The 21,535-nt window shown below is 72.0% G+C and carries 24 protein-coding genes; 8 read left to right on the plus strand and 16 right to left on the minus strand.

What is annotated here, in order from left to right; all coding sequences use genetic code 11:
- Positions 1 to 36 precede the first annotated feature (36 nt).
- Positions 37 to 1,572 carry an alpha/beta hydrolase gene (locus tag E1300_RS10685; protein ID WP_131756730.1) on the plus strand — a complete coding sequence of 512 codons (1,536 nt, stop codon included), beginning with the start codon at positions 37 to 39 and terminating at the stop codon, positions 1,570 to 1,572.
- An 86-nt stretch (positions 1,573 to 1,658) separates the two neighbouring features.
- Here the strand turns inward: E1300_RS10685 and E1300_RS10690 are convergent, their stop codons facing one another.
- The 3 genes from E1300_RS10690 to E1300_RS10700 form a co-directional block, all read right to left on the minus strand.
- On the minus strand, positions 1,659 to 2,492 hold the full coding sequence (locus E1300_RS10690; RefSeq protein ID WP_131756731.1) for an NAD(P)H-binding protein: 834 nt from the start codon (positions 2,490 to 2,492) through the stop codon (positions 1,659 to 1,661).
- 47 nt (positions 2,493 to 2,539) lie between these two features.
- Positions 2,540 to 3,205: an SDR family oxidoreductase gene (locus E1300_RS10695; RefSeq protein WP_131756732.1), complete on the minus strand. Its 666-nt coding sequence runs from the start codon at positions 3,203 to 3,205 to the stop codon at positions 2,540 to 2,542.
- 232 nt (positions 3,206 to 3,437) lie between these two features.
- A complete protein-coding gene (locus tag E1300_RS10700; protein ID WP_242619065.1) occupies positions 3,438 to 4,703 on the minus strand; it encodes a lipase family protein in 1,266 nt (421 codons plus the stop codon).
- A gap of 157 nt (positions 4,704 to 4,860) precedes the next feature.
- Between E1300_RS10700 and E1300_RS10705 the strand changes: the two genes are divergently transcribed.
- Positions 4,861 to 5,766: a LysR family transcriptional regulator gene (locus tag E1300_RS10705; protein WP_131756733.1), complete on the plus strand. Its 906-nt coding sequence runs from the start codon at positions 4,861 to 4,863 to the stop codon at positions 5,764 to 5,766.
- A gap of 35 nt (positions 5,767 to 5,801) precedes the next feature.
- On the opposite strand, the gene E1300_RS10710 is transcribed toward E1300_RS10705, so the two are convergent.
- The 3 genes from E1300_RS10710 to E1300_RS10720 are packed head-to-tail and all read right to left on the minus strand — an operon-like array spanning position 5,802 to position 8,105.
- On the minus strand, positions 5,802 to 6,434 hold the full coding sequence (locus E1300_RS10710) for an alpha-ketoglutarate-dependent dioxygenase AlkB (protein ID WP_131756734.1): 633 nt from the start codon (positions 6,432 to 6,434) through the stop codon (positions 5,802 to 5,804).
- A gap of 37 nt (positions 6,435 to 6,471) precedes the next feature.
- The gene (locus E1300_RS10715; protein WP_131756735.1) at positions 6,472 to 7,389 is read right to left on the minus strand and encodes a hypothetical protein; all 918 of its coding nucleotides are present in this window, start codon (positions 7,387 to 7,389) and stop codon (positions 6,472 to 6,474) included.
- A gap of 35 nt (positions 7,390 to 7,424) precedes the next feature.
- A complete protein-coding gene (locus tag E1300_RS10720; protein WP_131756736.1) occupies positions 7,425 to 8,105 on the minus strand; it encodes a pentapeptide repeat-containing protein in 681 nt (226 codons plus the stop codon).
- Between the two features lie 42 nt (positions 8,106 to 8,147).
- Here E1300_RS10720 and E1300_RS10725 point away from each other — a divergent pair, with 42 nt between their 5' ends.
- Positions 8,148 to 9,311, plus strand: coding sequence for an MFS transporter (locus E1300_RS10725; protein WP_131756737.1), 1,164 nt, complete (start codon positions 8,148 to 8,150; stop codon positions 9,309 to 9,311).
- Positions 9,308 to 9,916 carry an RBBP9/YdeN family alpha/beta hydrolase gene (locus tag E1300_RS10730; RefSeq protein WP_131756738.1) on the plus strand — a complete coding sequence of 203 codons (609 nt, stop codon included), beginning with the start codon at positions 9,308 to 9,310 and terminating at the stop codon, positions 9,914 to 9,916. Before E1300_RS10725 ends, E1300_RS10730 begins: the two co-directional genes overlap by 4 nt.
- A 24-nt stretch (positions 9,917 to 9,940) precedes the next feature.
- Here the strand turns inward: E1300_RS10730 and E1300_RS10735 are convergent, their stop codons facing one another.
- From E1300_RS10735 to E1300_RS10765, 7 genes are all read right to left on the minus strand, one after another.
- Positions 9,941 to 10,801 (minus strand): helix-turn-helix domain-containing protein, encoded by an 861-nt coding sequence (locus E1300_RS10735; RefSeq protein WP_207399631.1) that lies wholly within the window; start codon positions 10,799 to 10,801, stop codon positions 9,941 to 9,943.
- Between the two features lie 161 nt (positions 10,802 to 10,962).
- Complete coding sequence (locus tag E1300_RS10740) at positions 10,963 to 12,042, minus strand: XRE family transcriptional regulator (protein WP_242619066.1); 1,080 nt, start codon at positions 12,040 to 12,042, stop codon at positions 10,963 to 10,965.
- A complete protein-coding gene (locus E1300_RS10745; RefSeq protein WP_242619067.1) occupies positions 12,042 to 12,692 on the minus strand; it encodes a hypothetical protein in 651 nt (216 codons plus the stop codon). The genes E1300_RS10740 and E1300_RS10745 overlap by 1 nt, the downstream gene beginning before the upstream one ends.
- A 28-nt stretch (positions 12,693 to 12,720) precedes the next feature.
- Positions 12,721 to 13,488 (minus strand): glutamate ABC transporter substrate-binding protein, encoded by a 768-nt coding sequence (locus tag E1300_RS10750; RefSeq protein ID WP_131756739.1) that lies wholly within the window; start codon positions 13,486 to 13,488, stop codon positions 12,721 to 12,723.
- Between the two features lie 181 nt (positions 13,489 to 13,669).
- Complete coding sequence (locus E1300_RS10755; protein WP_131756740.1) at positions 13,670 to 14,248, minus strand: hypothetical protein; 579 nt, start codon at positions 14,246 to 14,248, stop codon at positions 13,670 to 13,672.
- A gap of 72 nt (positions 14,249 to 14,320) precedes the next feature.
- Positions 14,321 to 14,596, minus strand: coding sequence for a hypothetical protein (locus E1300_RS10760; RefSeq protein WP_131756741.1), 276 nt, complete (start codon positions 14,594 to 14,596; stop codon positions 14,321 to 14,323).
- A gap of 160 nt (positions 14,597 to 14,756) precedes the next feature.
- Positions 14,757 to 15,431, minus strand: a complete 675-nt coding sequence (locus tag E1300_RS10765; RefSeq protein WP_131756742.1) for a GAP family protein — start codon at positions 15,429 to 15,431, stop codon at positions 14,757 to 14,759.
- Positions 15,432 to 15,619: 188 nt separating this feature from the next.
- Between E1300_RS10765 and E1300_RS10770 the strand changes: the two genes are divergently transcribed.
- Positions 15,620 to 16,738, plus strand: coding sequence for a 5-methyltetrahydropteroyltriglutamate--homocysteine S-methyltransferase (locus tag E1300_RS10770; protein WP_131756743.1), 1,119 nt, complete (start codon positions 15,620 to 15,622; stop codon positions 16,736 to 16,738).
- A 22-nt stretch (positions 16,739 to 16,760) separates the two neighbouring features.
- Here the strand turns inward: E1300_RS10770 and E1300_RS10775 are convergent, their stop codons facing one another.
- Positions 16,761 to 16,991 (minus strand): hypothetical protein, encoded by a 231-nt coding sequence (locus E1300_RS10775; protein WP_131756744.1) that lies wholly within the window; start codon positions 16,989 to 16,991, stop codon positions 16,761 to 16,763.
- A 149-nt stretch (positions 16,992 to 17,140) separates the two neighbouring features.
- Here E1300_RS10775 and E1300_RS10780 point away from each other — a divergent pair, with 149 nt between their 5' ends.
- The 3 genes from E1300_RS10780 to E1300_RS10790 are packed head-to-tail and all read left to right on the plus strand — an operon-like array spanning position 17,141 to position 19,675.
- Positions 17,141 to 17,422 carry a polyprenyl synthetase gene (locus E1300_RS10780; protein WP_131756745.1) on the plus strand — a complete coding sequence of 94 codons (282 nt, stop codon included), beginning with the start codon at positions 17,141 to 17,143 and terminating at the stop codon, positions 17,420 to 17,422.
- Positions 17,415 to 18,449 carry a polyprenyl synthetase family protein gene (locus E1300_RS10785; protein WP_131756746.1) on the plus strand — a complete coding sequence of 345 codons (1,035 nt, stop codon included), beginning with the start codon at positions 17,415 to 17,417 and terminating at the stop codon, positions 18,447 to 18,449. Before E1300_RS10780 ends, E1300_RS10785 begins: the two co-directional genes overlap by 8 nt.
- 17 nt (positions 18,450 to 18,466) lie before the next feature.
- Entirely contained in the window at positions 18,467 to 19,675 is a 1,209-nt protein-coding gene (locus E1300_RS10790; RefSeq protein WP_131756747.1) for an oxygenase MpaB family protein, read from the plus strand.
- Between the two features lie 88 nt (positions 19,676 to 19,763).
- Here the strand turns inward: E1300_RS10790 and E1300_RS10795 are convergent, their stop codons facing one another.
- Together E1300_RS10795 and E1300_RS10800 are read right to left on the minus strand one after the other, a co-directional pair.
- Positions 19,764 to 20,495 carry a MerR family transcriptional regulator gene (locus E1300_RS10795; protein ID WP_165502785.1) on the minus strand — a complete coding sequence of 244 codons (732 nt, stop codon included), beginning with the start codon at positions 20,493 to 20,495 and terminating at the stop codon, positions 19,764 to 19,766.
- Positions 20,496 to 20,523: 28 nt separating this feature from the next.
- Positions 20,524 to 21,426, minus strand: coding sequence for an AraC family transcriptional regulator (locus E1300_RS10800; RefSeq protein WP_131756749.1), 903 nt, complete (start codon positions 21,424 to 21,426; stop codon positions 20,524 to 20,526).
- Positions 21,427 to 21,535: the final 109 nt, after the last annotated feature.

Genomic DNA, 21,535 nt, shown 5'->3' on the forward strand with positions numbered 1-21,535 from the left:
GATGATCACGATCCTCCGCCGGAAGGACAGCTCATCATGCTGCGAAAGCACAGGCAGGCCGCCTGGGGCGCGACCGTCGCGGCGGGCCTCGCGCTCGGTGCCGTGGCCGTCCCGTCCACTCCGGGATCCGCGGAGGCGGCGCCCGACCCGGCGTCCGGCCGAACGTCCATGTCGGTCGGCGCCCGCGGGCCGATCGCGTGGACGGCCTGCGGCCCGGACCGCAAGGCCGAGTGCGCCACACTGCGGCTCCCCGTCGACTGGGCGCATCCGGAGGGGGAGACGTTCGGGCTCGCCATCGCCCGCCGCAAGGCCCTCGACCGCAAGGCCCGCGTCGGCACGCTCGTGTTCGGGCCCGGCGGCCCCGGCGACTCGGGTGTGAAGCGGGTGACCGAGCTCAAGGGCGGCATCGACCGGTTCAGCGACCGGCTCCGGCAGCGCTTCGACATCGTCAGCTTCGATCCGCGCGGGGTCGGCGAGAGCAACCCGGTCACGTGCTCCGCGGCCCTGCTCGACGCGCGCCCGTCACCGGTGATCACCAGCGCGGCGGAGTTCGACGCCACCCTCGCCTACAACGCGCGGCTGCGGGACGACTGCCGCGCGCGCACCGGCCCGGTCTACGACCACGCCGACACGCTCAGCACCGTCCGGGACGTGGACGCGATCCGCGCCGCGCTCGGCGAGCCGAAGCTGACCTTCCACGGCAGCTCGTACGGCACGCTGCTCGGCCAGATGTACGCCGAGACGTACCCGAGGCGGATCCGCGCCATGGTGCTGGAGAGCGTCACCGACCACAGCGTCCGCCGGACCGGGCGGTTCCTCGACACCGAGATCGGCGCGGCGCAGGACTCGTTCGAGCAATTCGCGGCCTGGTGCGACCGCACGGCGTCCTGCGCCCTGCACGGCAGGGACGTGCACGCCGTCTGGAGCGACCTGCGCGCCCGCGCCGCCCGCGGCGAGCTGGCCGACCCGAGCGCGCCCGGCGCGGCGATCCCGGAGTTCGGCCTGGTCCTGATGGCCTACAAGGCCTTCTATGACCCGGACTGGGCGGGCCTCGCGCAGAAGCTCGCGGCCCTCGCGGCGAGCAAGCCGCTGAAGCGCACCTCGTCCCGGACGGCACCGGTCACGCCCACCCCACCGGCGGAAGTCACGGGCAAGGACAACTTCACCGCGCAGTTCTGCTCCGACTGGAGCCTCCCGGTGCGGAACTACGCGGAGTTCGCCGCGCACATGCGGCGCCTTGAGAGGATCGCGCCGGACATGGCGCACGCCCGTCCGCTGATGGCCGTGTCCGTGTGCCTGGGCTGGCCGCGGCCCGTCCGCAACCCGCAGCACCGGCTGGACGTGCGCGGCAGCGCGCCGATCCTGCTCGCGAACTCGGTGCACGACCCCGCCACGCCGTACGTGTGGGCGCGCAGCGTTGCCCGGCAGCTCGGCCGGACGGGCACGCTCCTCACCTACGCGGGCGCGGGCCACGGCTCCTACAACAGCGGGTCCTGCATGCGGGACACGATCGACGCCTACCTGATCTCGCTCGAAGTCCCGGCGCGCGGCACCACCTGCCCCGCCACCTGACCGGTCGCCGTTCCCGCCCCGCGCGGCGGCGGGGAAGGCCGATGCCCGGACCGGGGCCCGGACATCGGCCTTCCCTTCCGGCAGATTCAGGACGTCCTGAACTCGTCGGCGTGGGCCACGGCCCATTCGCGGAACGTGCGAGGCGAGCGCCCGGTCACGTCCCGCACCGTGGAGCGGACGACCGACTCGTCGAGCGAGCCGCCGACGTAGAAGTCGAAGAACGCGTCGACGTACTCGGCGGGCATGGACGCGGTCATCTCCGCGCGGGCCTCGTCGTCCGGCTGGACCTCGAAGCGCAGGTCGCGGCCCAGCACCTCGCCGAGGACGCGGACCTGGTCGGCGGGCAGCAGCGACTCAGGCCCGGTCGGGTAGTACACCTTGCCCTCGTGGTCGTCCTCCCGCAGGGCCACCGCCGCGACGGCCGCGATGTCGAACGGGTCGACCGCCGCGGCGCGGACGCCGGCGAAGGGCAGCCGCAGCGTGTTCCCGGCGCGGAGCTTCGGCAGCCAGCGCAGCGCGTTGGAGAAGAACGCGGTGGGGCGCAGGATCGTCCAGGGCAGCCCCGAGTCGTGGACCGCGCGCTCGGTGAGGATCATGTACCGGCTCACCGCGTTGCCGAGGTCACCGCTCCCCGCCGACCCGCCCGTGACCTGGACGACGCGCTCCACGCCCGCGCGCCGGGCCTCGTCCAGGACGCCCGGCATGTCGCGGTAGCCGGGCAGCAGGAAGACCCCGCGGACGCCCACGAGCGCCGGGGCCAGTGACGCGGGATCGTCCAGGTCGCCGGTCACGTACTCGACCCCCGGGACCTCCGTCGCGGGCGGCTTGCGGACGAGGGCCCGCACCGGTTCGTCCGCCGTGGCCAGGATGCGGACCAGTTCTGAGCCGATGTTGCCGGTGGCGCCGGTGACCAGGAGCATGCGATGTCCTTCCGGACGAGTCGGGGGGCTTGCAGGGGGCGTGCGGCTTACCAGGGGAGGGGGCGGCCGTCCCGGAAGAATCCTCCGGTCGGGCCGTCGTCGGGCAGGGTCGCGGCCCAGACCACGCTGGCCGCGCCGTCGGCCACCGGACGGCCGCCGGGACCGCCCATGTCGGTCGCGACCCAGCCGGGGCAGACCGCGTTGACGAGGACGCCCTCGGCGCGCAGCTCGGCGGCGAGCATCCGCGTCAGCGCGTTGAGCGCGACCTTGGAGACCGTGTAGGCGGGGGTGCCGCCGCCCAGGTTCGTCAGCGACGCGGCCTCGCTGGAGACGTTGACGACGCGGGGGTGGTCGCTGCGGCGGAGCGCGGGCAGCAGCGCCTGGGTCAGGCGCCACGCGCCGTAGAGGTTGGTCTCGGCCGCCTCGCGGACGACGCCGAGGTCCGCCGTCACCGCGCGCTGCCAGGTGTCGTAGGTGATCGCGGCGTTGTTGACCAGGACGTCCAGCCGCTCGATGCCGGCGGCGGCGCGCTCGATGTCCGCCTCGGACGTCACGTCCAGCCGGACCGGCCGCGCGCCGACGCGCCGTGCCGCCTCCTCGGCGGCCTCCGGCCGGCGGGCGCCGAGGAGCACCTCGTGGCCGCGCGCCGCGAGCTGCCGGCACACCTCCAGCCCGATGCCCCGGTTGGCCCCCGTCACCAGCGTGACCGTCACGTCGCGCTCCTCCCCGTCGCCCGCTCCGGACGGGGAGCCCGTCCTCCGCCCGGCCACCAGAATGATCGCGCCCGCTCGCCGCGCCCGTCCAATACCGGCCGTGATAGCCGCCCGTTATCGGCTAATGACCGGCCCCACCTCCGGCGGAAAAGCCGAACGGCGGCGTGTCGCCCTCAAACGAGGTCCAGTAGGGCGACACGCCGCCGTCATCGTGCGGGAGGCGGTGGATGGCTCAGGCGGCGCAGTTTCCCTGGACGGGCTTCCCGGCGAACCGGTCGGTAAGGAAGGCGACCGCGTCCGGCTCGCTCTGCAAGGCGGCGAGGACGTGTTCAGCGAGCGTGTACTGCTTCCAGGTCACGTTCGCGCCCTTGGCGCACCACGCCTTGTGGAGGGCGTCGGCCTGCTGGAACGGGATGATCTCGTCGAGCAGCCCCTGCCCCTGGAACACGGGGACGCTCGGCGCCGTGGAGCCGAGCTTGTTGGCGTCCAGCGCGGACTGCCACGCCGCCGTCTCCAGCGGGTTGCTCGTCGTGTAGTCGCCGATCCTCTTGAACGCGGTGTCGATCAGCGTTGAGACGCCGTCGAAGCTCAGCAGGCAGACGTTCTGCGCCTTCTTGAGCAGCTCGCGGCCCCGGTCGTTGAGGTATTTGGCGAGGTCCAGCTCCGGGTAGGCGGTGTCGTAGCCGACCGCGGCCATGAACATCAGCGCGACGAACGGCGAGCCGTCCAGGCCGGCGGCGACGGCGCGGAGGTCCGCCGGGACGCCGCCCGCGACGGCGCCCTTGAGCTGGAGCTCGGGCGCGTAGGACTTCGCCAGCTCCGCCGCCCAGCCCGCCGACGTCCCGCCCTGCGAGTAGCCCCAGACCGCGACCGGCCCGTCGCCGAGCCCGGCGGCGGGTAGCCGCTGCGCGGCCCGTGCCATGTCGAGGACGGCCTTGCCCTGCGACCTGCCGACCTCGTAGGTGTGCTGGCCCGGCGTCCCGAGCCCCTCCATGTCGGTGATCGTGACGGCCCAGCCCCGGCTGAGCGCGTCGGCGATGAACAGCTCCTCGTAGTCGTATCCCTGCGTCAGCGTGTAGGACGGGGCGCACGAGTCGCCGAGCCCGCGCGTCCCGACGGCGTAGGAGACGAGCGGCCGCCTGCCGGGGCCCGTCCACGCCGCGGTCGGGACGAGCACCGTGCCCGACACCGCGATCGGCGCGCCCTTGACGGATTCCGACCGGTAGAGGACCTGCCACGACTTGACGCCGCCGTAGGGCGCCTTGCTGAACGGGTCGACGGTGAAGACCGCCTCCCGCGACCGGATGACGTCCCCTGGGCTGCCCGCGGGGAGCGGCGAGGGCGGCGTGTAGAACGGATCCTCGGCGGGAGGCGCGGCGGCGTGCGGAGCGGCCTGCGGCGCGGCGTGCGCGGTCCCTTGCAGGGCGGTCGCGGTCATGGCGGCCCCGAGGCAGGAGGCCAGCGCGGTGCGCAGGATCCGGCGGACTCTGGTGTGCATCGGCCCGGAAACCCTTCGGTCGTCCCCCGTACCGTCCCGGTGACGGCTCCCCGACCCTAAAGTAATTAGACACTTATTCCAATGAGCTCCGCGGCGCAAGCAGCGCGCCCGTTTTGTCCGGTGCTGACAAGGCGGGGGAGAAGTTACGCTTCGCCAGGTGGATGCACATCTGCGGGACCTGCGGTACTTCGTCGCGATCGCCGAGGAGCTCAGCTTCACCCGCGCCGCCGCGCGGCTCTTCGTGTCCCAGCCCGCGCTCAGCAAGCAGCTCAAGCAGCTGGAGGAGCAGCTCCGCGTCCGCCTCGTCGACCGCGACCGCCGCGCCGTCGCGCTCACCGCCGCGGGCCGGGCCCTGCTCCCCGCCGCCCGGGAGATCCTCTGCGCGTGGGACGAGGCGCAGCGCGCCGTCAGCGACGCCGCCGCGACCGAGGCGTCCGTCCTGACGGTCGGCCTGTCCACGAGCGTCGGGCGCGGGCTGCTCGCGGACATGCGCGCCCGGTTCGCCGAACGCCGCCCCGCCTGGAGCATCCGGTTCCGCCAGGTCGACTGGGACGACCCGACCGCCGGGCTCGCCGACCGCGCGGTCGACGTCGCCTTCGTCTGGCTGCCGATCCCGCGGCAGGACGCGTTCACCGTCCAGGTCGTCGCCGAGGAGCCGCGCAGCGTGGCGCTCCGCGACGACCACCCCCTCGCCGGACGCGAGACCGTCGCGTTCCGCGAGCTGCTGGACGAGCCGTTCCTCGCTCTCCCCGAGGCCGCCGGACCGCTCCGCGACTTCTGGCTCGCCCTGGACCAGCGCGGCGGGCACCCGGTGAACATCGGCGCCACGGTCGCGAACGCCGACGAGACGTTCGCCGCCCTGGAGAACGGCAGCGGCATCGTGCTGATGGCCTCGGGCAACGCCGCCATCTACCGGCGTCCGGGCATCGCCGCCGTCCCCGTCACCGGGCTGCCGCCGAGCCGCCTCGCGCTCGCGTGGCGCGCCGGCGACCACCGCACCGCGATCCGCGACCTGCTCTGCACGCTGCTGCCCGACCCGCGCTGCGAGCCCGCCACCACCTGACGGCGGACGGCCGCGACGCGACCTGACGGCGGACGCTACCGGACGTTCCGCGGCCGGAACTGGACGCTGACGCGCGGACCGGCCGCACGGGTGCTCTTCGGGATCGCGTGCTCCCAGGTCCGCTGGCAGCTCCCGCCCATCACGATGAGATCGCCGTGGCCGAGCTCGTGCCGGATCGTCTCGCCGCTCCCGCCGCCGTTCGGCCGCAGGAGCAGCGAGCGCGGCGACCCGACGGACAGGATCGCGACCATCGTGTCCTCCGTGGCGCCCCGCCCGATCCGGTCGCCGTGCCACGCCACGCTGTCGCGGCCGTCCCGGTACAGGCACAGCCCGGCGGTGACGAACGGCTCGCCCAGCTCCCCGGCGTAGTGCTCGTTCAGCGCCGCCCTCGCCTCGTCCAGGACGGGGTCGGGCAGCGCGTCGCCCTCCCGGTAGAACGCCAGCAGGCGCGGCACGTCCACGACCCTGTCGTACATGCGCCGGCTCTCCGCCCGCCACGGCACCGCGGTGAGGAGCCGCTCGAACAGCTCGTCCGCCCCCGGAAGCCAGCCCGGCAGGACGTCGATCCACGCGCCGTGGGCCAGCCGCGTCCGCCGCACGGCGTCGAGCGGACGGGGACCTGTCCCGTCGCCGAAGTCGAGCAGCGAGCCTTGGAACGCGCCAGTCATGCCCCCAATGTACCGCCGGAGTCAAACACGTGTTCGATCACCGCGAGTAGGTCGCCGAGCAGAAGACGCTGACCGTCGAGTTCTTCTCGACCACCGGCTTGTTGTCCACGAGGATCCGGCACCCGAGCGGCGCGCCGAACGTCTTGGTGTAGGCGTTCAGGGTCAGCGGGACCGGGTTTCCCGTGGGCGCGGGCACCGGGAACTCCTTGTGCCAGGGCAGCTTCGCGTCCTTGAACTGCACCGCCTTGACCGTCGCCGGGTCGATGTAGGACCCCTGCGCCTTGCCCGTCCCGGTCAGCTCGTACCGGATCCGATGGGTGATGCCGGTATCGGCCTTGCCCAGGTTCCCGACGCGCTGGAACACGCGCCCGGCGAGGGCGGGCAGCATCTGCCGCGGATCCTTGTCCTTCTCGCCCCGGTTCAGCACCAGCTTGACCGTCAGCGCCCCGCGCCGCGCCTGGAGCTCGAACTCCGACTCGTCCGACCCGATCGTGGAGAAGTCGAACCAGCTCTCGTCCGCCCCCTGGACGACGTCGGCGGTGAACACCGACCGCTTCTCGTCGCTCGCCAGCCGCCGCTTGTGGTCCTCGGCGTCCCGCTCGAAAGCGATCTTCGCGGCCTCGGCCGTCGTCTGGAGGTCCATCGCCAGCTCGTCCCCGAGCGTGTACAGGCAGGAAACGGCGTTGCTCCCGTCGTCGGCGCGCTTGAGCGTCGACGCGGACATCCGGTTGTGGCCGAACTCCGCGTAGTCGGCCTCGGTGAGCAGACCGCACATCTTCTCCGTCAGCCGGCCGTTCTCGGGCTGCGGCCAGCCCCCGGCGGGTGCCGCCACGGTCTTGCCCGAACCACCGCCGTCGCCGCCGCCGCCCGTCCCGCCGTCGCCGCCGCACCCCGCGACCGCGAGCGCCACGAACCCGGCCACCGCGAGCGCGCCGAACCCTCGTCCCTCGTTCACGACGGCGACCCTAGGGCCCCGCTGTCACGAGAACCTCACGAATCCCGAAATGGCTCCTCGATGGTGATGTCCAGCTCAGCAGCCAGACTGGCCAACAGACCTGGCGCGTCCCCGGCGGCCACGATGACACCGCGAAGGCTCCGCACCCCGCCCACCCCTCGAAGATCGCACCCAGAGAACCGAGCCCCCTCCATTGCCGCCCCGCTGAACTGCACCCCGCTGAGCCGACAGTTCTCGAACCGGACGCCGCGCAGGTCCGCGCTCTGGAACGACGCGCCCTCCAGATTGCAGTCGCGGAAGACGACCCGCTTCAACGTGCTGAACCGGAACCCCGCCAGATCCGCTCGGCACCCCTCGAACACCATGTCCTGGAACGCGCAGTCGGTGAACGCGGCCCCGGTCATGCGCGACCCGCTGAAGGTCGTTGTGAACGTCCGCCCGTTGGCGAGCCTCACATTCGCCAGGTCGCAGCGGCTGAAGGCGCAGTCGGCGAAGCCCGCCCGCTCCAGCGCCGCCGCGGCCAGCCGCGTCCCGTCGAGGACGCACCGCTCGAAGTCGACGTCCTGCGCGTCCCGCCCTTGAAGGTCGAGCGCCCCGAAACGCAACTCGCGGTACATCGCGTCATCGACCAGGTCGTGCTCGGGCAGCTCGGCCGGCCCCAGATCGGCGGGCAGCCTCGGCTTCTTGGGAGCTTTCTGGACGGTTCTCGAAGGCATGGACGCGACCGTACCGTCCGAGGCACCCCCTACCGTTCCCCAATGACGGACGCCCTTCCGCGTCAGGCCAAGGCTCTGATCTGTGTACGCGCACTCAACCAGCTCGGCGCCTACACACTGCCGTTCCTAGCCGTCCTCGCGCCGCCCGGCCAGGTGCCTCTGACGCTCGCGACGTTCGGCCTCGCGGCCCTCGCATCCCGCTTCGCGGGCGCCCTCCTCCTCGACGGACTCCCGCCCCGCACCGTGATCGTCCTCGGCCTGGCGGCGACGGGGACGTCCCTGCTCCTCCTGTCCGCGGCCGAAGGCTCCGTCCCGCTGCTCTGCGCCGTCGTGCTCGTCGGGTTGGCCTTCGAGATCTACGAACCCGCGACGCAGGAGGCTCTGGCCGCCACGACTCCCTCCGCCGCCCACGGCCGCGTCTACAACCTGCTCGGAACGTCCCTGGTAGCCGCCGGAGCCCTCGCCGGCCTGCTCGCCGCCGTGCTTCTCCCGCTGGGCGTCCGCGGGCTGATCGTCGCCGACGCGCTGACCTGCTTCCTGGCGGCGGCCGTGGCCATCACGCTCCTGGACGGAACGCGGGCCCGCCGACCCGTCCCGCCCGGACGCTGGCGGCCACCACGCACGCTCCTCCGCCTCACCGCGGCCGCGACCGCCTTCGCCTACGGCTCCCTGGCCGTGCTGATGTTCATCCCGCTCGTCCTGCTGCAACGCGGAGCGCCGCCGTGGCTCCCTGGCCTCACGCTGACCGCCGCCGCGCTCCTCGCTCCGCTCACCGGCCACATCGGCCGCCGCATCCCGGACGGCCTCGGCCACACCCGCATCCTCGCCGTCGGGACGGTCGTGCTCGGCGGATCGGCCTTCGCCATGTACGCCGTCCGGTCCCTCCCGCTGACGATCGCGGCCTACCTCACCTGGGCCGCCGTCGACAGCGTCCTCCAGGGACGCTGGCCCGCGATGATCGCCGGGCTGGCGCCGGAACCCGACCGTCCCCGCTGGTTCGCGGTCCACGGCTCGTCCTGGGGCGTGGCCCAGCCCGCCGTCCCGGCCCTCGCCGCCCTCGCCGGCGGGACGGCCGCCGCCGCGCTCCTGACCGGAGCCGCCGCGTTCCTGCTCGTCCCGCTCGCCCTCGGCTTCCACCGCCGCGACCCGCCCGAACCGGCGCTTGACTCTGACACCGGTGTGAACCTTTACCCTCCTACGCCATGACGACTGAAACGACCCGGCGGCGGGCCTCGATCATCCACGGCTACGGCGCCTCTCCCCAGGATCACTGGTTCGGGTGGCTGGCCGGACGGCTCGAAGCGGAGGGCGTCCACGCCACGGTCCCGGCCCTCCCGGACTCGCAGGATCCGGATCCCGCGCGGTGGGCGGACGCCCTGCGCGCCGCCGTGGGAACGCCCGACGAGAACTCGATGATCATCGCGCACAGTCTGGGGTGCCTGACCGTCCTGCGCTACCTGCGCTCGCTGCCGGATTCATGGCACCTTGGTGCGCTCGTCCTGGTCGCCGGGTTCGTCGACCGCCTGCCCGCGCTGCCGGAGCTGGACTCCTACATCGGTAACGGCTGCGACGTGGAGCGGCTCGGTGACCATGTCGGACGGCTCACGGTCATCCGATCGGACGCCGACCCCTACGTCCCGACCGGCCACACGGATCGTCTCGCCACGTTGCTCGGGACTTCCGCTCAGATCGTCCGCGGAGCGGGTCACTTCCTCGCGTCCGAGGGCGTCACTTCGCTGCCGGAGGTTCTTGAGGCACTGCCCGTGTCAGCAACCTTGGGTGTGAAGCAGCCGCATCACGAAGCGGGGTGACCGTTCGGGAGGGCGGGGACCGGGTCAGTACTCGGCGAGAAGGTCCTTGAGGAAGTCGATCGTGCGGGCCGGCTGGTACGCGCGGATGCCGAGCAGGTCCATGATGTGCTGGTACTGCGCGGTCTCCCGCTTCTCCGCGTACCGGGCGCCGGTGAGGTGCTCCAGGTACACCACGTCGTCGAGGTCGTGCTCCGCGAGCCGGACGATCGTGACCGGGCCGCTCAGCGGCAGCCGCGCGGCCTCCTCGTACGGCAGGACCTGCACCTTGACGTTCGCCCGCTCGGTCGCCATCGCGATCAGGTGCTCCAGCTGGCCGCGCATCGTGACCGGGCCGCCGATCGGGCGGCGCACCGCCGCCTCGTCGATCACCGCCCACAGCGTCGCCGGGGCGACCGGCCGGGCCAGCAGCTCCTGCCGGATCATCCGCACCGCGAGCCGCCGGTCGAGATCGTCCCCCGTGCCGTGCTCCAGCGCGATGACGGCTCGCGCATAGTCGGGCGTCTGGAGTAAGCCCGGGATGTACTGCACCTCGTACGAGCGGATCGACGTCGCGGACTGCTCCAGGCCCAGGTACTGCTCGAACCAGCCGGGGACGACGTCGCCGTAGGCCTGCCACCAGCCCGGCTTCTTCGCGTCCCGGACGAGGTTCAGCAGGGTCTCGCGCTCCTTGGCGTCGTCCACGCCGTAGAGGTCGAGCAGGTCGCGGACGTCGCGGGTCTTGAACCCGTGCCGGCCGAGTTCGAGCCGGCTCATCTTGGACGCCGACCCGCGGATCGCCGCTCCGGCCTGCGCCCGTCCGATGCCCTTCTCCTCGCGCAACCGCCGCAGCCGCGCGCCGATCTGCAGGCGCAGCGCGGTCGGCCCGGCCGGCCGATGGTCCAGCACAAGATCTCCCCGGTCTCGTCCGTCCCGACAGCCTCGCAGCCTCTCACAAACATTGGCGGGACGCAGGGAACCGCCGGTCAGAGATATGTAACTTCCCACTCACTTCACGAATGGCGTTCGGTCCCCGGGAAAGCCTTTTCAGGATCGTTCCAGCCGGGCGTTCACCGCCGCGGGACCAGCAGATCCAGATCGGCCCGCGTGACGCGCGCCCGTTCGGCGAGCAGGTCCCGGCCGATACCGGCCATGCCCGCCAGCTCCACCGCCTTGATCAGCATGGTCGGCTGCTCCAGCGCCCGCGCCGGCCCCGGCTCCTGCCGCCGCCACCCGCGCGCGCTCAGCGTGCCCATCGCCGCCCGGTACACGCCCTCGTCCATGATCTTCAGGGTGCGGGCGCGATAGAGCAGCGCCGCCATGCTGACGCCCCACACGCCCTTCAGCGCGGAAAGGCGATCCCAATCCGCGGTGGACGGCAATTCTCCCGCGATATCCGCTTCCGGCATCAGGAATTCCGCCGCGAACCGGTGCGCCTGATCCTCGACGATCTTCTCGCCCGGCTCGGCGTCCGCGTGCATCACGAGATGCCCGAGCTCGTGCGCCGCGTCGAACCGGTTGCGCCAGTAGTCGCCCTTCGCCGGGTTGAACAGCACCATCGGACGCGGATGCACGCCCACGCTGAACGCGTCGACCCGCCGCGTCGCCGCCGGCAGCACCAGGACGATCACGCCGCGCGCCTCCAGCAGCCGCACCACGTGCGCCACCGGCCCCGGCCTCCCCACGAGGGCCTTCCTCGCCAGCCGCGCCGCCTCCACCGGACCGCTCCCCGCGATCTCCTCCGGCGGCACCGAGTACTCCGGCAGATCGACCGCCGGGAAGTCGACCAGGTCCTCCAGCGCCGCGACCACGTCCGTCGCGATGCGCCCGTACGCGAGGGCCTGGTCCCGCTCGATCTGCGACGTCGACCGCAGCGACCGGAAGTGCGCCCCGTCCATCGACACGGGGCTCCGCCCGCCCTGGAAGAACTCCACCGGCACGCCCAGCGCGAACGCGAGCTTCGCCAGCATCGTCTCCGCGGGCCGCTGCACCCCCGCCTCGAACTGCCCGATCGCCTTCGGCGTCGTCCCCACGCTCTGCGCGAGCTGGTTCTTGCGCAGCCCCCGGAGCCGCCGGGCCAGCGTCAGCCGCTCGCAGTCGAACAGCAGCAGCGCCTCGGCGGCCCGCCGGACCGTCCGATCATCGTTCACTAGGCCGTTTCAGTGCTCGTCTCCTCGCGAAGCCGCATCGGGACGTCGTCCTCGTCCCCGCCCCACAGCGGCATCGTCCGCTCGACGAGCTTACGGCGTGGATCACGCCCGAGCGCCTCATCCGTGAGTTCCTTGACCCAATGCCACGCCGTCCCTCCATCGGCGTTCCACCTGGGCCGGCCCAGGAACAGCTCCATCTCCAGGGGCTCTTCGCTGGCGCTGTGCGCCAGGACCAGCGTCACGACCCCGGGCGTGTCGCGCGGCCCGACCCCCAGGTCCAGCGACAGCTGCGGATCCTCGATGTACCCCTGCCGCGCCACGGCCTGCTTCGTCGGACGTTCCCGGTCCCACCGGATCGCCCGCACCGCCCCGAACTCGTGCCGCTTCGTCAGCACCCGGTACGGCCCGTACCGCCACCCCGGCGACCCGTTCAGATCGTCCCGGACGACGTGCTCGTCCCGCTCGAAGACCCGGTCGAGCTGCGACTCCAGCACGTCGAACGCCCCGACCCCGAACGACCGCTCCTTGAACCCGGCGGCCCTGCTCAGCCCGCCGAAGACCGCCAGCGTGGCCTCGCGGTGCGCCTCCCGCAGCGCATGCAGGAACCCCGCCGCCAGCAGCTCACCCCAGACCACACTCTCCTCAGCCACCCCCCAACGCTAACCGCCCCCACCGACACTACGAGCAGCCCTCGTACTCCGGGACGGACAGCGTAGGCGTGAACCCGCTCGTGGACCCGAACCACTTGCGCAGCAACCGCTGGGCCGTCCCGTCCTGGTACATCGCGGTCAGCGCCCGGTTGACGTTCTCGCAGCCGTCGATGTCGCCCCGCCGCAGGCCGACCCCGTACCGCTCGTCCGTGAACGGAACGTTCAGGATCTTCACCCGCGACCCGTACTTCGCCGCGAACCCGGCCAGCACCAGGTCGCCCGTCGAGACCACGTCGACGTCACCGTTGATGAGCTTCTGGACGCACGCGCTGTAAGACGGCGCCGGGACGAGCCGCACCGGGATCCCCAGCCCCTTCGTCACACGCTCCGTGGAAACGGACCCGCTCGCCTGGCACATCCTCCGCCCCGCAAGGCTGCGGACGCCCTTCACCCCGTTCTCCTCGCGGCGGACCATGATGTCCTGGTGCGTCACGTAGTAAGGCCCGCCGAACGTGACGAGCCTCGCGCGGTCCGGCGTGATCGAGTACGACGCCAAGACCAGGTCCACGGAATGGTCGTTCAGCAGCCGCTCACGGTTGTCCGAGGTCACGGTCACGAATCTGACCCGGGAAGCCCCCACGCGGCGCGCGATGTCCCTCCCCATATCGACCTCGAAGCCGCTATAGGTCCCGTCCCGCCCCTTGAGCCCGAGTCCGGGCTGGTCGGCCTTCACGCCGATCGCGATCGTGTCCTTGCCGGAGACCGACGCGGTGGCCACGGCGGTACACCCCGTCATTCCCAGACCGGCCGTGGCGATCAATATCGAGAGCCTGCTGTTCACGATCCACAGCTATCGCCCGGATTCGACCAGAAGGTGAACGGCAGACGAAGCCCGTCCACCTGATGCCCCGTCTGGCCTGATGAGGCCTACCCGGAACCGGCGGCGCCCTGCCCGCATCCAAGAAGCGGGCCTACTTTCACTTAGTGTGCTTCTCAGGAGCGATCGTGAATAGGCGAACCTGATAGAGGCGTGGCTCCGGATCCGTGCGCCCTTCACGTACCCACAATGCGTGAATCGTCATCCGAATCAGCCGATAGGCGCCCCCGAAGAAGAAGGCGGCCAAGGGGAGCTCGGCCAGAAAAGCCGTGGCGAGGCTGATGTAGCGCTCGTCCGACCCCCACGAGAGCATGACGTCGAACCACGCGTCGCAGACCAGCAGCGTCCCGCTGACGAGCTGCCCGAGAATGGCGATCTGCAACCGCCGCCACACCGCGAACGCGGTGAACCCGATCGCGACGGTCAGCGCGATGTCGAACCCGATCCAGGCCGCGCCCCACCGTCCGGCCGTGAAGTTGTCCGGCAGCGTGAACGCCAGCACGACCGTCCACGGCACGAGCCAGACGCAGCAGGCCACCATCGCCGCGATCGCGACACCGCGCCGCCGCCGGTTGCGCGGCTCGTCCAGCGGGTCCTCGTCGCTCAGCGCGATGAGCGTCCGCAGCATCGCCGCGCGCTCCGCGGCCGGCAAGCGCCGCAACTCGTCAGTGGAAAGCACCGCGCCACCTCCCTACCAGCGACCAAGGATAGAGAGACGCGGGACGCTCAGGAATCCGGCTTCCGACCAGCCTTAAGCCGATCGACCTCTCTTCTTCCTGGTCGCCTTGATGGGAGCGGCCTGCCCTTCGGCCACCAGGCGCTCATGCTGCTGCCATCCCTGGAGCCACTTCCAGGCGGCCCCCAGCACCGACGTCATCGTCGCGACCATGAACGCCGTCACCTGGGCCTCGTCCAGATGCGCCCCCGGCACATGCGACGCGACGACACCCGCAAGCCATCCGGCGGCCACCGCGAACACCGGAGTGAACAAGGCCACCCCTCGCCCCAACCACGAGTTCTCGGTCACCCGCACGTCCTGAGCCGACCCGACCCCAGGCTGAGTCACACCAACCACCTGCCTCCCGGCTGCCGGACAGCTCACGCCCGGCATTCCGGCCCCCAGTCTGGCGCCCCACCGATCCCCAGCACAGCAGAACCGGTCAATCGGCTCTATGGGACGTCTCGGGTCAGATGAGGCCGGATAGGCCTCGGCCTAGGAGGAGGGCGCCGAGGAGCAGGAGTGCCGCGAAGGTCACCGGGGCGCTGTTGGCCTCCAGCCAGGCCCTGACGGCTCTCAGGGGAGTGTGTGTTCGGGCGTCGGCCAGGTGGGCGATCACGGGGGCGGCGACGCTGCACGCGGCGATGACGGTGAAGACGATCACGGAGACGATCTGGCCGCCGATGCTGAGCTCCCCTTCTGAGATGGTGATCGCCGTGGCGACGCACAGGATGAGGTTCTTGGGGCTCGCCGCCGACGACATCAGGCCGAGTGTCGCCGCTCTGGCGGGAGGGACGCCGTCGATGTCCCGCGTCCAGCCCGGCAGTTCGGCCGAGGCGATGCTTCCCGGACGCGCCGTCCACTGCTTGGCGGCCAGCGTCAGCAGAAGCACCCCCAGCAGCAGCTTGATCCACGACACCGACGTCTTCGGCTCGCCAGTCACCCCGGTCATGCCGATCGCGTCCGCGATCAGGAGCAGCAGGACGGTGGCGACGACGATCCCGGCGATCCAGCCGCCCAGGAAGGCGAGCCCGGTGTCGCGGCCCCGGCGCGCCGCCAGCATGAGGACCACCGCGACGATCGGGACGGGACTCAGCGCCAACCCCACCGCAAGCGGCAGCAATCCCCCAACAACCTCGCCCATGTCGCCCCCGAGTACGGCCGAGCGGCGGTGCGAGCGCACCGCCTGATCCGGTGCGTACCCCGCTTGACCAGCGCTGATACGTGCCGAGCGATCTTGGGTCGGAGTTTGGTTTGGGCAGAATCTTGATCGTGGTCAGGGATGTGCCTAGATTGGCGGGGTCAGACCGTGCCCGGCGAGAGGTGACCAGCGTGTCTCCGCGAACAGAGCCGCCGTTCCGAGCCGACCATGTCGGCAGCCTGCTGCGTCCGGCCGACCTGCTGGCCGCGCGCGACGACCATGCCCAGGGCCGGCTGGACGACGCCGGCCTCGCCGCGGTGGAGGACGCCGCCATCCGCGACGTGGTGGCGATGCAGCGGCGGGCGGGCCTGCGAGGTGTCACCGACGGGGAGTTCCGCCGGACGTCCTGGCACATGGACTTCATCTACCGGCTCGGTGGCATCAGCCCCGCGGACGAGAAGATCAAGGTCCGGTTCCACAGCGAGTCCGGCGACATCGAGTTCAGCACGGCGGCGCTGCGGGTCCACGACAGGATCCGCCTGCAAGAGACGATCTTCGCCGACCACTTCCGGTTCCTCCAGGACGTCGCGGGGGACGCCACGGCGAAGCTGACGATCCCGTCGCCGAACATGGTCCACTACCGGGGCGGCCCGGCGTCGATCGACCCGAAGGTGTACCCGGACGTTGAGGAGTTCTGGTCCGACCTCGCCGCCGCCTACGCCGAGCAGGTGCGGGCCATCGCTGGCCTCGGGTGCCGCTACCTGCAACTGGACGACACCAGCCTGGCCTACCTGAACGACCCGGCGCAGCGGGCGATGATCGCCGACCGCGGTGACGACCCCGACCACCTGCACCTGCGCTACATCCGGCAGATCAACGCCGCGCTGGCGGGACGTCCGGCCGGCCTCGCCGTGACCACGCACATGTGCCGGGGCAACTTCCGCTCGTCCTGGACGGCCGAGGGCGGCTACGACTTCGTCGCCGAGGCGCTCTTCAGCGAACTCGATGTGGACGGGTTCTTCCTGGAGTACGACGACACCCGCTCAGGGGGCTTCGAGCCGCTCCGGTTCGTCCCGCCCGGCAAGATGGTCGTGCTCGGCCTGGTGACGACGAAGCGCGGCGAACTGGAGTCGAAGGACGACCTGAAGCGCCGCATCGAGGAGGCGTCCCGGTTCGTCCCGCTGGACCAGATCTGCCTGTCTCCGCAGTGCGGCTTCTCGTCCACCGTGGAGGGCAACGCGCTCGACGCGGAGCAGCAGTTCGCCAAGCTGCGCCTGATCGTGGAGACGAGCGAGGAGGTCTGGGGCTGACCCGGCGGGTGCGCGCGGACCGTTAGGAGCCGTCGGGGTCGAACCAGACCATCGGGGCCTTCGGGGCCCTGATCGCGACATGCCCGCCGGCCGGCATGGTCCACCGGAACTGGACGAGCTCCTCGCCCCGGTGGTTGCGGTAGTGCTCGGGCTCGACGGTCACGTGGCCCTCCACCCCGTCGACCAGGACCTCGACGTCGGTGCCGAGGAGGGGCGTCCAGGTGTTGGGCTCGATGGCCTGAGGTTCGCTCACCCCGCTCACGCTAGTGGGCGCGGACCGGTACCGCCGTGGCGGAAGTTCTTGGTGTCCTTTGGATGAGCCTTTTGTGGTTTCGGTTGCGTTGCGTGGTCGAGATGTTACGTTGCGTTCGTCGGGGTGGTGCGACGAGGGCGAGGGCAGTCATGGACCAGAGCAGCGACCGGTCGGCCGCGGGCCGGCGGGAAGAGGCCGTCTACGCGGTCGCCGGGCTGGCGGACGTCCTGCTCGGCCAGGTCGGCGAGGCGTTGCAGCGCACCGGGAGCGTGCTGCGCCGCGGTGACCGGTCCGGGCTCCTGCGGGACGGCTACGCGGAGCTCGCCGCGCGCGGCCGGCTCGCGCTGCGCCGCCATACCGAGCCGCCCGAGCCGTACATCGAGTCGCTGGCCCGCCGGGCGATCGCGCGCCGGGGAGGCGGTGATGCATGAGCAGGAGGTGTTCAGAGCCCGCGTCGACCGCGCCCTCGACGCGTTCGTGGACGAGGAGGCCGATCTCCTCCTCGGCATCAGCGAGGGCCTCGCTCCGGTCGTGCGCCAGCTCCGCGGCACCCTCGCCAACGGCAAGCGGCTGCGGGCCGCCTTCTGCTACTGGGGCTGGCGGGCCACCGGCCAGCCCGACGACGACGCGATGATCCGCGCCGCCGGCGCGCTCGAACTCGTGCACGCGGCGGCGATGGTGCACGACGACATCATCGACGAGAGCGCGGTCCGCCGCGGGGCGCCCGCCGCGCACGTCGCGCTGCGCCCGGTGGTGCCCGGCCCCGTCGACCAGGGCAGGGCGCTGGCCATCCTGGTGGGCGACATGCTGATGGCCTGGGCCGGGCGGCTGTTCACCTCGTCCGGCCTGCCCGCCGCCTACCTGGGCCGCGCGGCCGCCCTCTGGGCGACGCTGGCGCGCGAGCTGATCGCCGGCGAGTGCCTGGAGATCCTCAGCACCGGGCGCCCGCCGCGGGTCGACGGATCGCTCCAGATCATCCGGCTGAAGACGGCCAAGTACACGGTCGAGCGTCCGCTGCACATCGGCGGCGTGCTCGCCGGGGCCCGTCCCGAGGTCATGGCCGCGTTCACCGGCTACGGCGTCCCGATCGGCGAGGCGTACCAGCTCCGCGACGACGTCCTCGGCCTCTTCGGCGACGCCGCCGACACGGGCAAGTCCAGCCTGGACGACATCCGGGGCGCCAAGCCGACCGTGCTGATGGCCGCCGCCCGCGACGCCGCCGGACCCGCCGACCTCGCGCGCCTCGACCGGCTCGTCGGGGACCCCGTCCTGACCGAGGACGGCCTCCGGGACGTCCGCGAGATCGTCCGCCGGGTGGGGGCGCGCGACCGGGTCGAAGCCATGATCGAACAACGCGTGGCGGCGGCCCGCGACGCCCTCGCCGGCGTCCGCCTGCCCCGGGACGCGACCTGGGCGCTGGAGCAACTGGCAGTCGCGGCGGCCCGCCGCCAAGGATGACGACCGGAGGGATCCCGATGCGCTACACCGACGCGGTGATGGACCGGCTGAGCCTGCAAGGCGACCCCTTCGCGGACGAGACGGTCGCCACCCTCCTCGAACGCGGGGAGATGGCGGGCTTCAACGGCATGATGCGGTGGTTCCAGCAGTCCGGGCAGGCGCTCCCGGAAGGCCTGCCGCCCGCCGCCCGCGACTACCTGGAGGCCACCGCCAGGCCTCCGAAATGGGTCGACTGGGGGACCATCGAGGACGCGCGGCTCTTCTTCATCGACAACAACGTCCACATCTCGACCGCGCTGGCCTTCGCCTCGATGCCGCTGTCCTACGCGATCCCCCGCGTCGCCCGCCTGCTGACCCTGACGCACTCCCTGGAGTACCCGTCGCGGCGCATGGCGGAGACGGGCCAGTTCACCGTCTACCTCATGCAGCCCGACGCGTTCGAGGCCGGCGGCCGTTTCGTGCCCGCCGCGCAGAAGGTCCGGCTGCTCCACGCGGGCATCCGGCACCACCTCCGCGCCGGCGACCGGTGGGACGAGGTGGCCGACGGCGTCCCGCTCAGCCAGGAGGACATGATCGGCGGCCAGGTGACCTTCTCGCTCGCCGTCCTGGACGCGCTGGACCGGCTCGGCGTCCACATGTCCACCCGGGGCGCCGAGGCCTACTACTACGCCTGGCGGGTCGTGGGCGCCATGCTCGGCTGCGACGTCGACAGCGCCCCCGCCGACCTGACCGAGGCGCGCGCGTACCTGGACTCCTACATGGTCCGCGGCCTGGGCCCCTCACCCGAGGGGGTGCGCCTCACCCAGCAGCTCATCGCCCTGTACGAGGAGGTCGTCCCCGGCCGCCTGCTGGACCCGGTCGTCGCCGCCACGATCCGCCTGCTCATCGGCGACACCTGCGCCGACTGGCTGGAGGTCCCCCGGTCCGCCCCCTGGGACACGATCGCCAAGTTCGCGCCCGCCGCCCTGAACGCCCTGGAACGGCTGGAGGACGCCGGCCCGTGGACGGAGCAGATCACCGACCGCATCGGCGCCCTGGTAGCCCGCCTCGAACTCACGGCCCTGACCCATGGCCGCGTCATGCACTACGCGATCCCCGAACACCTGAAGAGTGAATACGACGTACCCCCCTCCAAGGCCGCCCGCTGGACACCCCCGGCCCCGTCCCCGACCCCAGCCGAACCCACCGACCGCTACTCACCCCCACCAACAGTGACCGTTGTATAGCCCCGGCCAGGGCGTGCATACGACGCCACCACCCGCCACTCGCGTCGGGCTGATACAACCCGCGAAGTGGCGGTGAGGGCTGGGAGGCTCAGGGGGAGGTGGGCCACGCGGCGAGGGCGAAGGCGCGCCGTATGTACTCCCAGACGGCCGTGTCGATGACGCCCTTGGTGGCGGCCTCAGGGCCTTGGCCGTCCAGCTTGGCGTACATGGCCGACAGGACGCCGCGGTCGCCGCCGGTCAGCTCGTCCATGAAGGCGCTCCACCGCCGCGCGACGTCCTGCGCGGCGGGGTCGGCCGCATCGACGTCCGCCGCGATGAGCCGCCGCACCTCGCCGGCGAGTCCGGCCCAGCGCTCCTGCCATCCCTCGACGGCGGGATGCCGTCCCCTCATCCGGGTGAGCTGCTCATCGCTGAAGTATCCGGATGCCACCGTCGCCTCCATGACCTCGATCAGTTCGTCGATGGACGGGGTCGCGGACGTCCCGGCGGCGTCCAGCAGACCGGCCAGCCGTCGCCTCAACCGCTGGTAGGCGGCGAGCCGTGCCTCCACGTGCGCCAGATGATCGGCGACCACGTCCTGGAGGCCGCCGGTCCCGTCGAGGGCCTGGCCGATCTTCTCCAGCGGCATCTCCAGCTCGCGCAGCGCGACGATCCGGTACAGCCGCCGCACGTCGCTCGCCGAGTACCAGCGGTGCCCCGCGTCCGATCGTCCGGACGGCCGCAGCAGCCCGATCTCCTCGAAGTACCGCAATGCCCGCACGCTCAGCCCGGTCCGGCGGGCCAGTTCCCCGATAGGCCATCGCCGCGCGTCCTCGTCCACGCAAGCGACGCTAAGACCTACCGCCACGTCACCCGCAACCCGCTTCGTGTGGAGCTCTCTCATCGGCCGCCGACTGGGTTGATCGGCTGCGTCGCCGGTAATCGGTGGGGGTGAGCCCGACCAGCGTCCGGAAACGGCGGGCGAAGTACGTCGGATCGTCCCAGCCGACAGCGGCGCCGACCCGAGCGACCGGCAGCGCCGAGTGCGCCAGCAACGTGGCCGCCCGTTCGGCCCGGAGGCGGGCCAGGAAACCCAGCGGTCCCACCCCGGCGTGCTGTTTGAAGAGCCTGCCGAGGTAGGCGGGATCCAGGTTGACCGCGCCGGCGAGCTCATCGAGCCGCCATGGGTGGGCGGGTTCTGCCTCCAGCCTGGCGGTGGTGGCCGCGACCGCCGGGTGGAGCGTGGGTGCCTCCGGTTCGGGTTCGCGGCCGTCGGCCAGGACGCCGAGCACGGTGACCAGCCGGCCCAGCACGCGGCCCGGCCGGCGCTTCTCGGTTTCCAGGTCCCGTTGGAGCAGGCCGATCTCCTCGATGGCCTCCTCGGCGGCGGCCGGATCGACGGTCGTGACCGCCACGCCGTGCGTTCCGGAGGCCACCGGTTCGGTCCACAGCATCCGGCGCAGCATCGGGATGTCGCGGAGCGCCGCCAGTTCGCCCCGCAGCGCCTGCGCGGACAGGCAGCAGTTGGCGACGGTCAGTCCCGCGCACCCCCGGAAGCCGTGCCAGGCGCCGGGGCGGAGCACGATGACCTGGCCGCGCCGCAGCGGCTGCTCGCCCTGGCTGGTCACGTGCCTGCCGCGGCCGGCGCCGATCACCGCGATCTCCAGGAAGTCGTGCGCATGCGGCTCGACGCCGTCGGCGTCCAGGCGATGGACGCCGCCCGAGACCGGACCCCATGGGAAGACCGCGACCTCGTGGAGCGTGGCAGACATGTCGGGATCGTACGACCACTCGACGAGATCGGACTAGCCCGCGGCATCCCGCCACGACGAAGCTTGCGGTAGCCCGATCCTCAGCTCTTTCGGAGGCCATCAATGGATG

Origin of the sequence: Actinomadura fibrosa, from assembly GCF_900659615.1 — a bacterium.
Lineage (GTDB): Bacteria > Actinomycetota > Actinomycetes > Streptosporangiales > Streptosporangiaceae > Spirillospora > Spirillospora fibrosa.

Coding starts and splice junctions, on each gene's coding strand:
- E1300_RS10685 (WP_131756730.1), top strand. CDS start 37: ATGCTGCGAAAGCACAGGCAGGCCGCCTGGGGCGCGACCGTCGCGGCG.
- E1300_RS10690 (WP_131756731.1), bottom strand. CDS start 2,492: ATGCTCCTGGTCACCGGCGCCACCGGCAACATCGGCTCAGAACTGGTC.
- E1300_RS10700 (WP_242619065.1), bottom strand. CDS start 4,703: ATGCACACCAGAGTCCGCCGGATCCTGCGCACCGCGCTGGCCTCCTGC.
- E1300_RS10710 (WP_131756734.1), bottom strand. CDS start 6,434: ATGACTGGCGCGTTCCAAGGCTCGCTGCTCGACTTCGGCGACGGGACA.
- E1300_RS10720 (WP_131756736.1), bottom strand. CDS start 8,105: ATGCCTTCGAGAACCGTCCAGAAAGCTCCCAAGAAGCCGAGGCTGCCC.
- E1300_RS10725 (WP_131756737.1), top strand. CDS start 8,148: ATGACGGACGCCCTTCCGCGTCAGGCCAAGGCTCTGATCTGTGTACGC.
- E1300_RS10730 (WP_131756738.1), top strand. CDS start 9,308: ATGACGACTGAAACGACCCGGCGGCGGGCCTCGATCATCCACGGCTAC.
- E1300_RS10750 (WP_131756739.1), bottom strand. CDS start 13,488: ATGACGGGGTGTACCGCCGTGGCCACCGCGTCGGTCTCCGGCAAGGAC.
- E1300_RS10765 (WP_131756742.1), bottom strand. CDS start 15,431: ATGGGCGAGGTTGTTGGGGGATTGCTGCCGCTTGCGGTGGGGTTGGCG.
- E1300_RS10780 (WP_131756745.1), top strand. CDS start 17,141: ATGGACCAGAGCAGCGACCGGTCGGCCGCGGGCCGGCGGGAAGAGGCC.
- E1300_RS10785 (WP_131756746.1), top strand. CDS start 17,415: ATGCATGAGCAGGAGGTGTTCAGAGCCCGCGTCGACCGCGCCCTCGAC.
- E1300_RS10790 (WP_131756747.1), top strand. CDS start 18,467: ATGCGCTACACCGACGCGGTGATGGACCGGCTGAGCCTGCAAGGCGAC.
- E1300_RS10800 (WP_131756749.1), bottom strand. CDS start 21,426: ATGTCTGCCACGCTCCACGAGGTCGCGGTCTTCCCATGGGGTCCGGTC.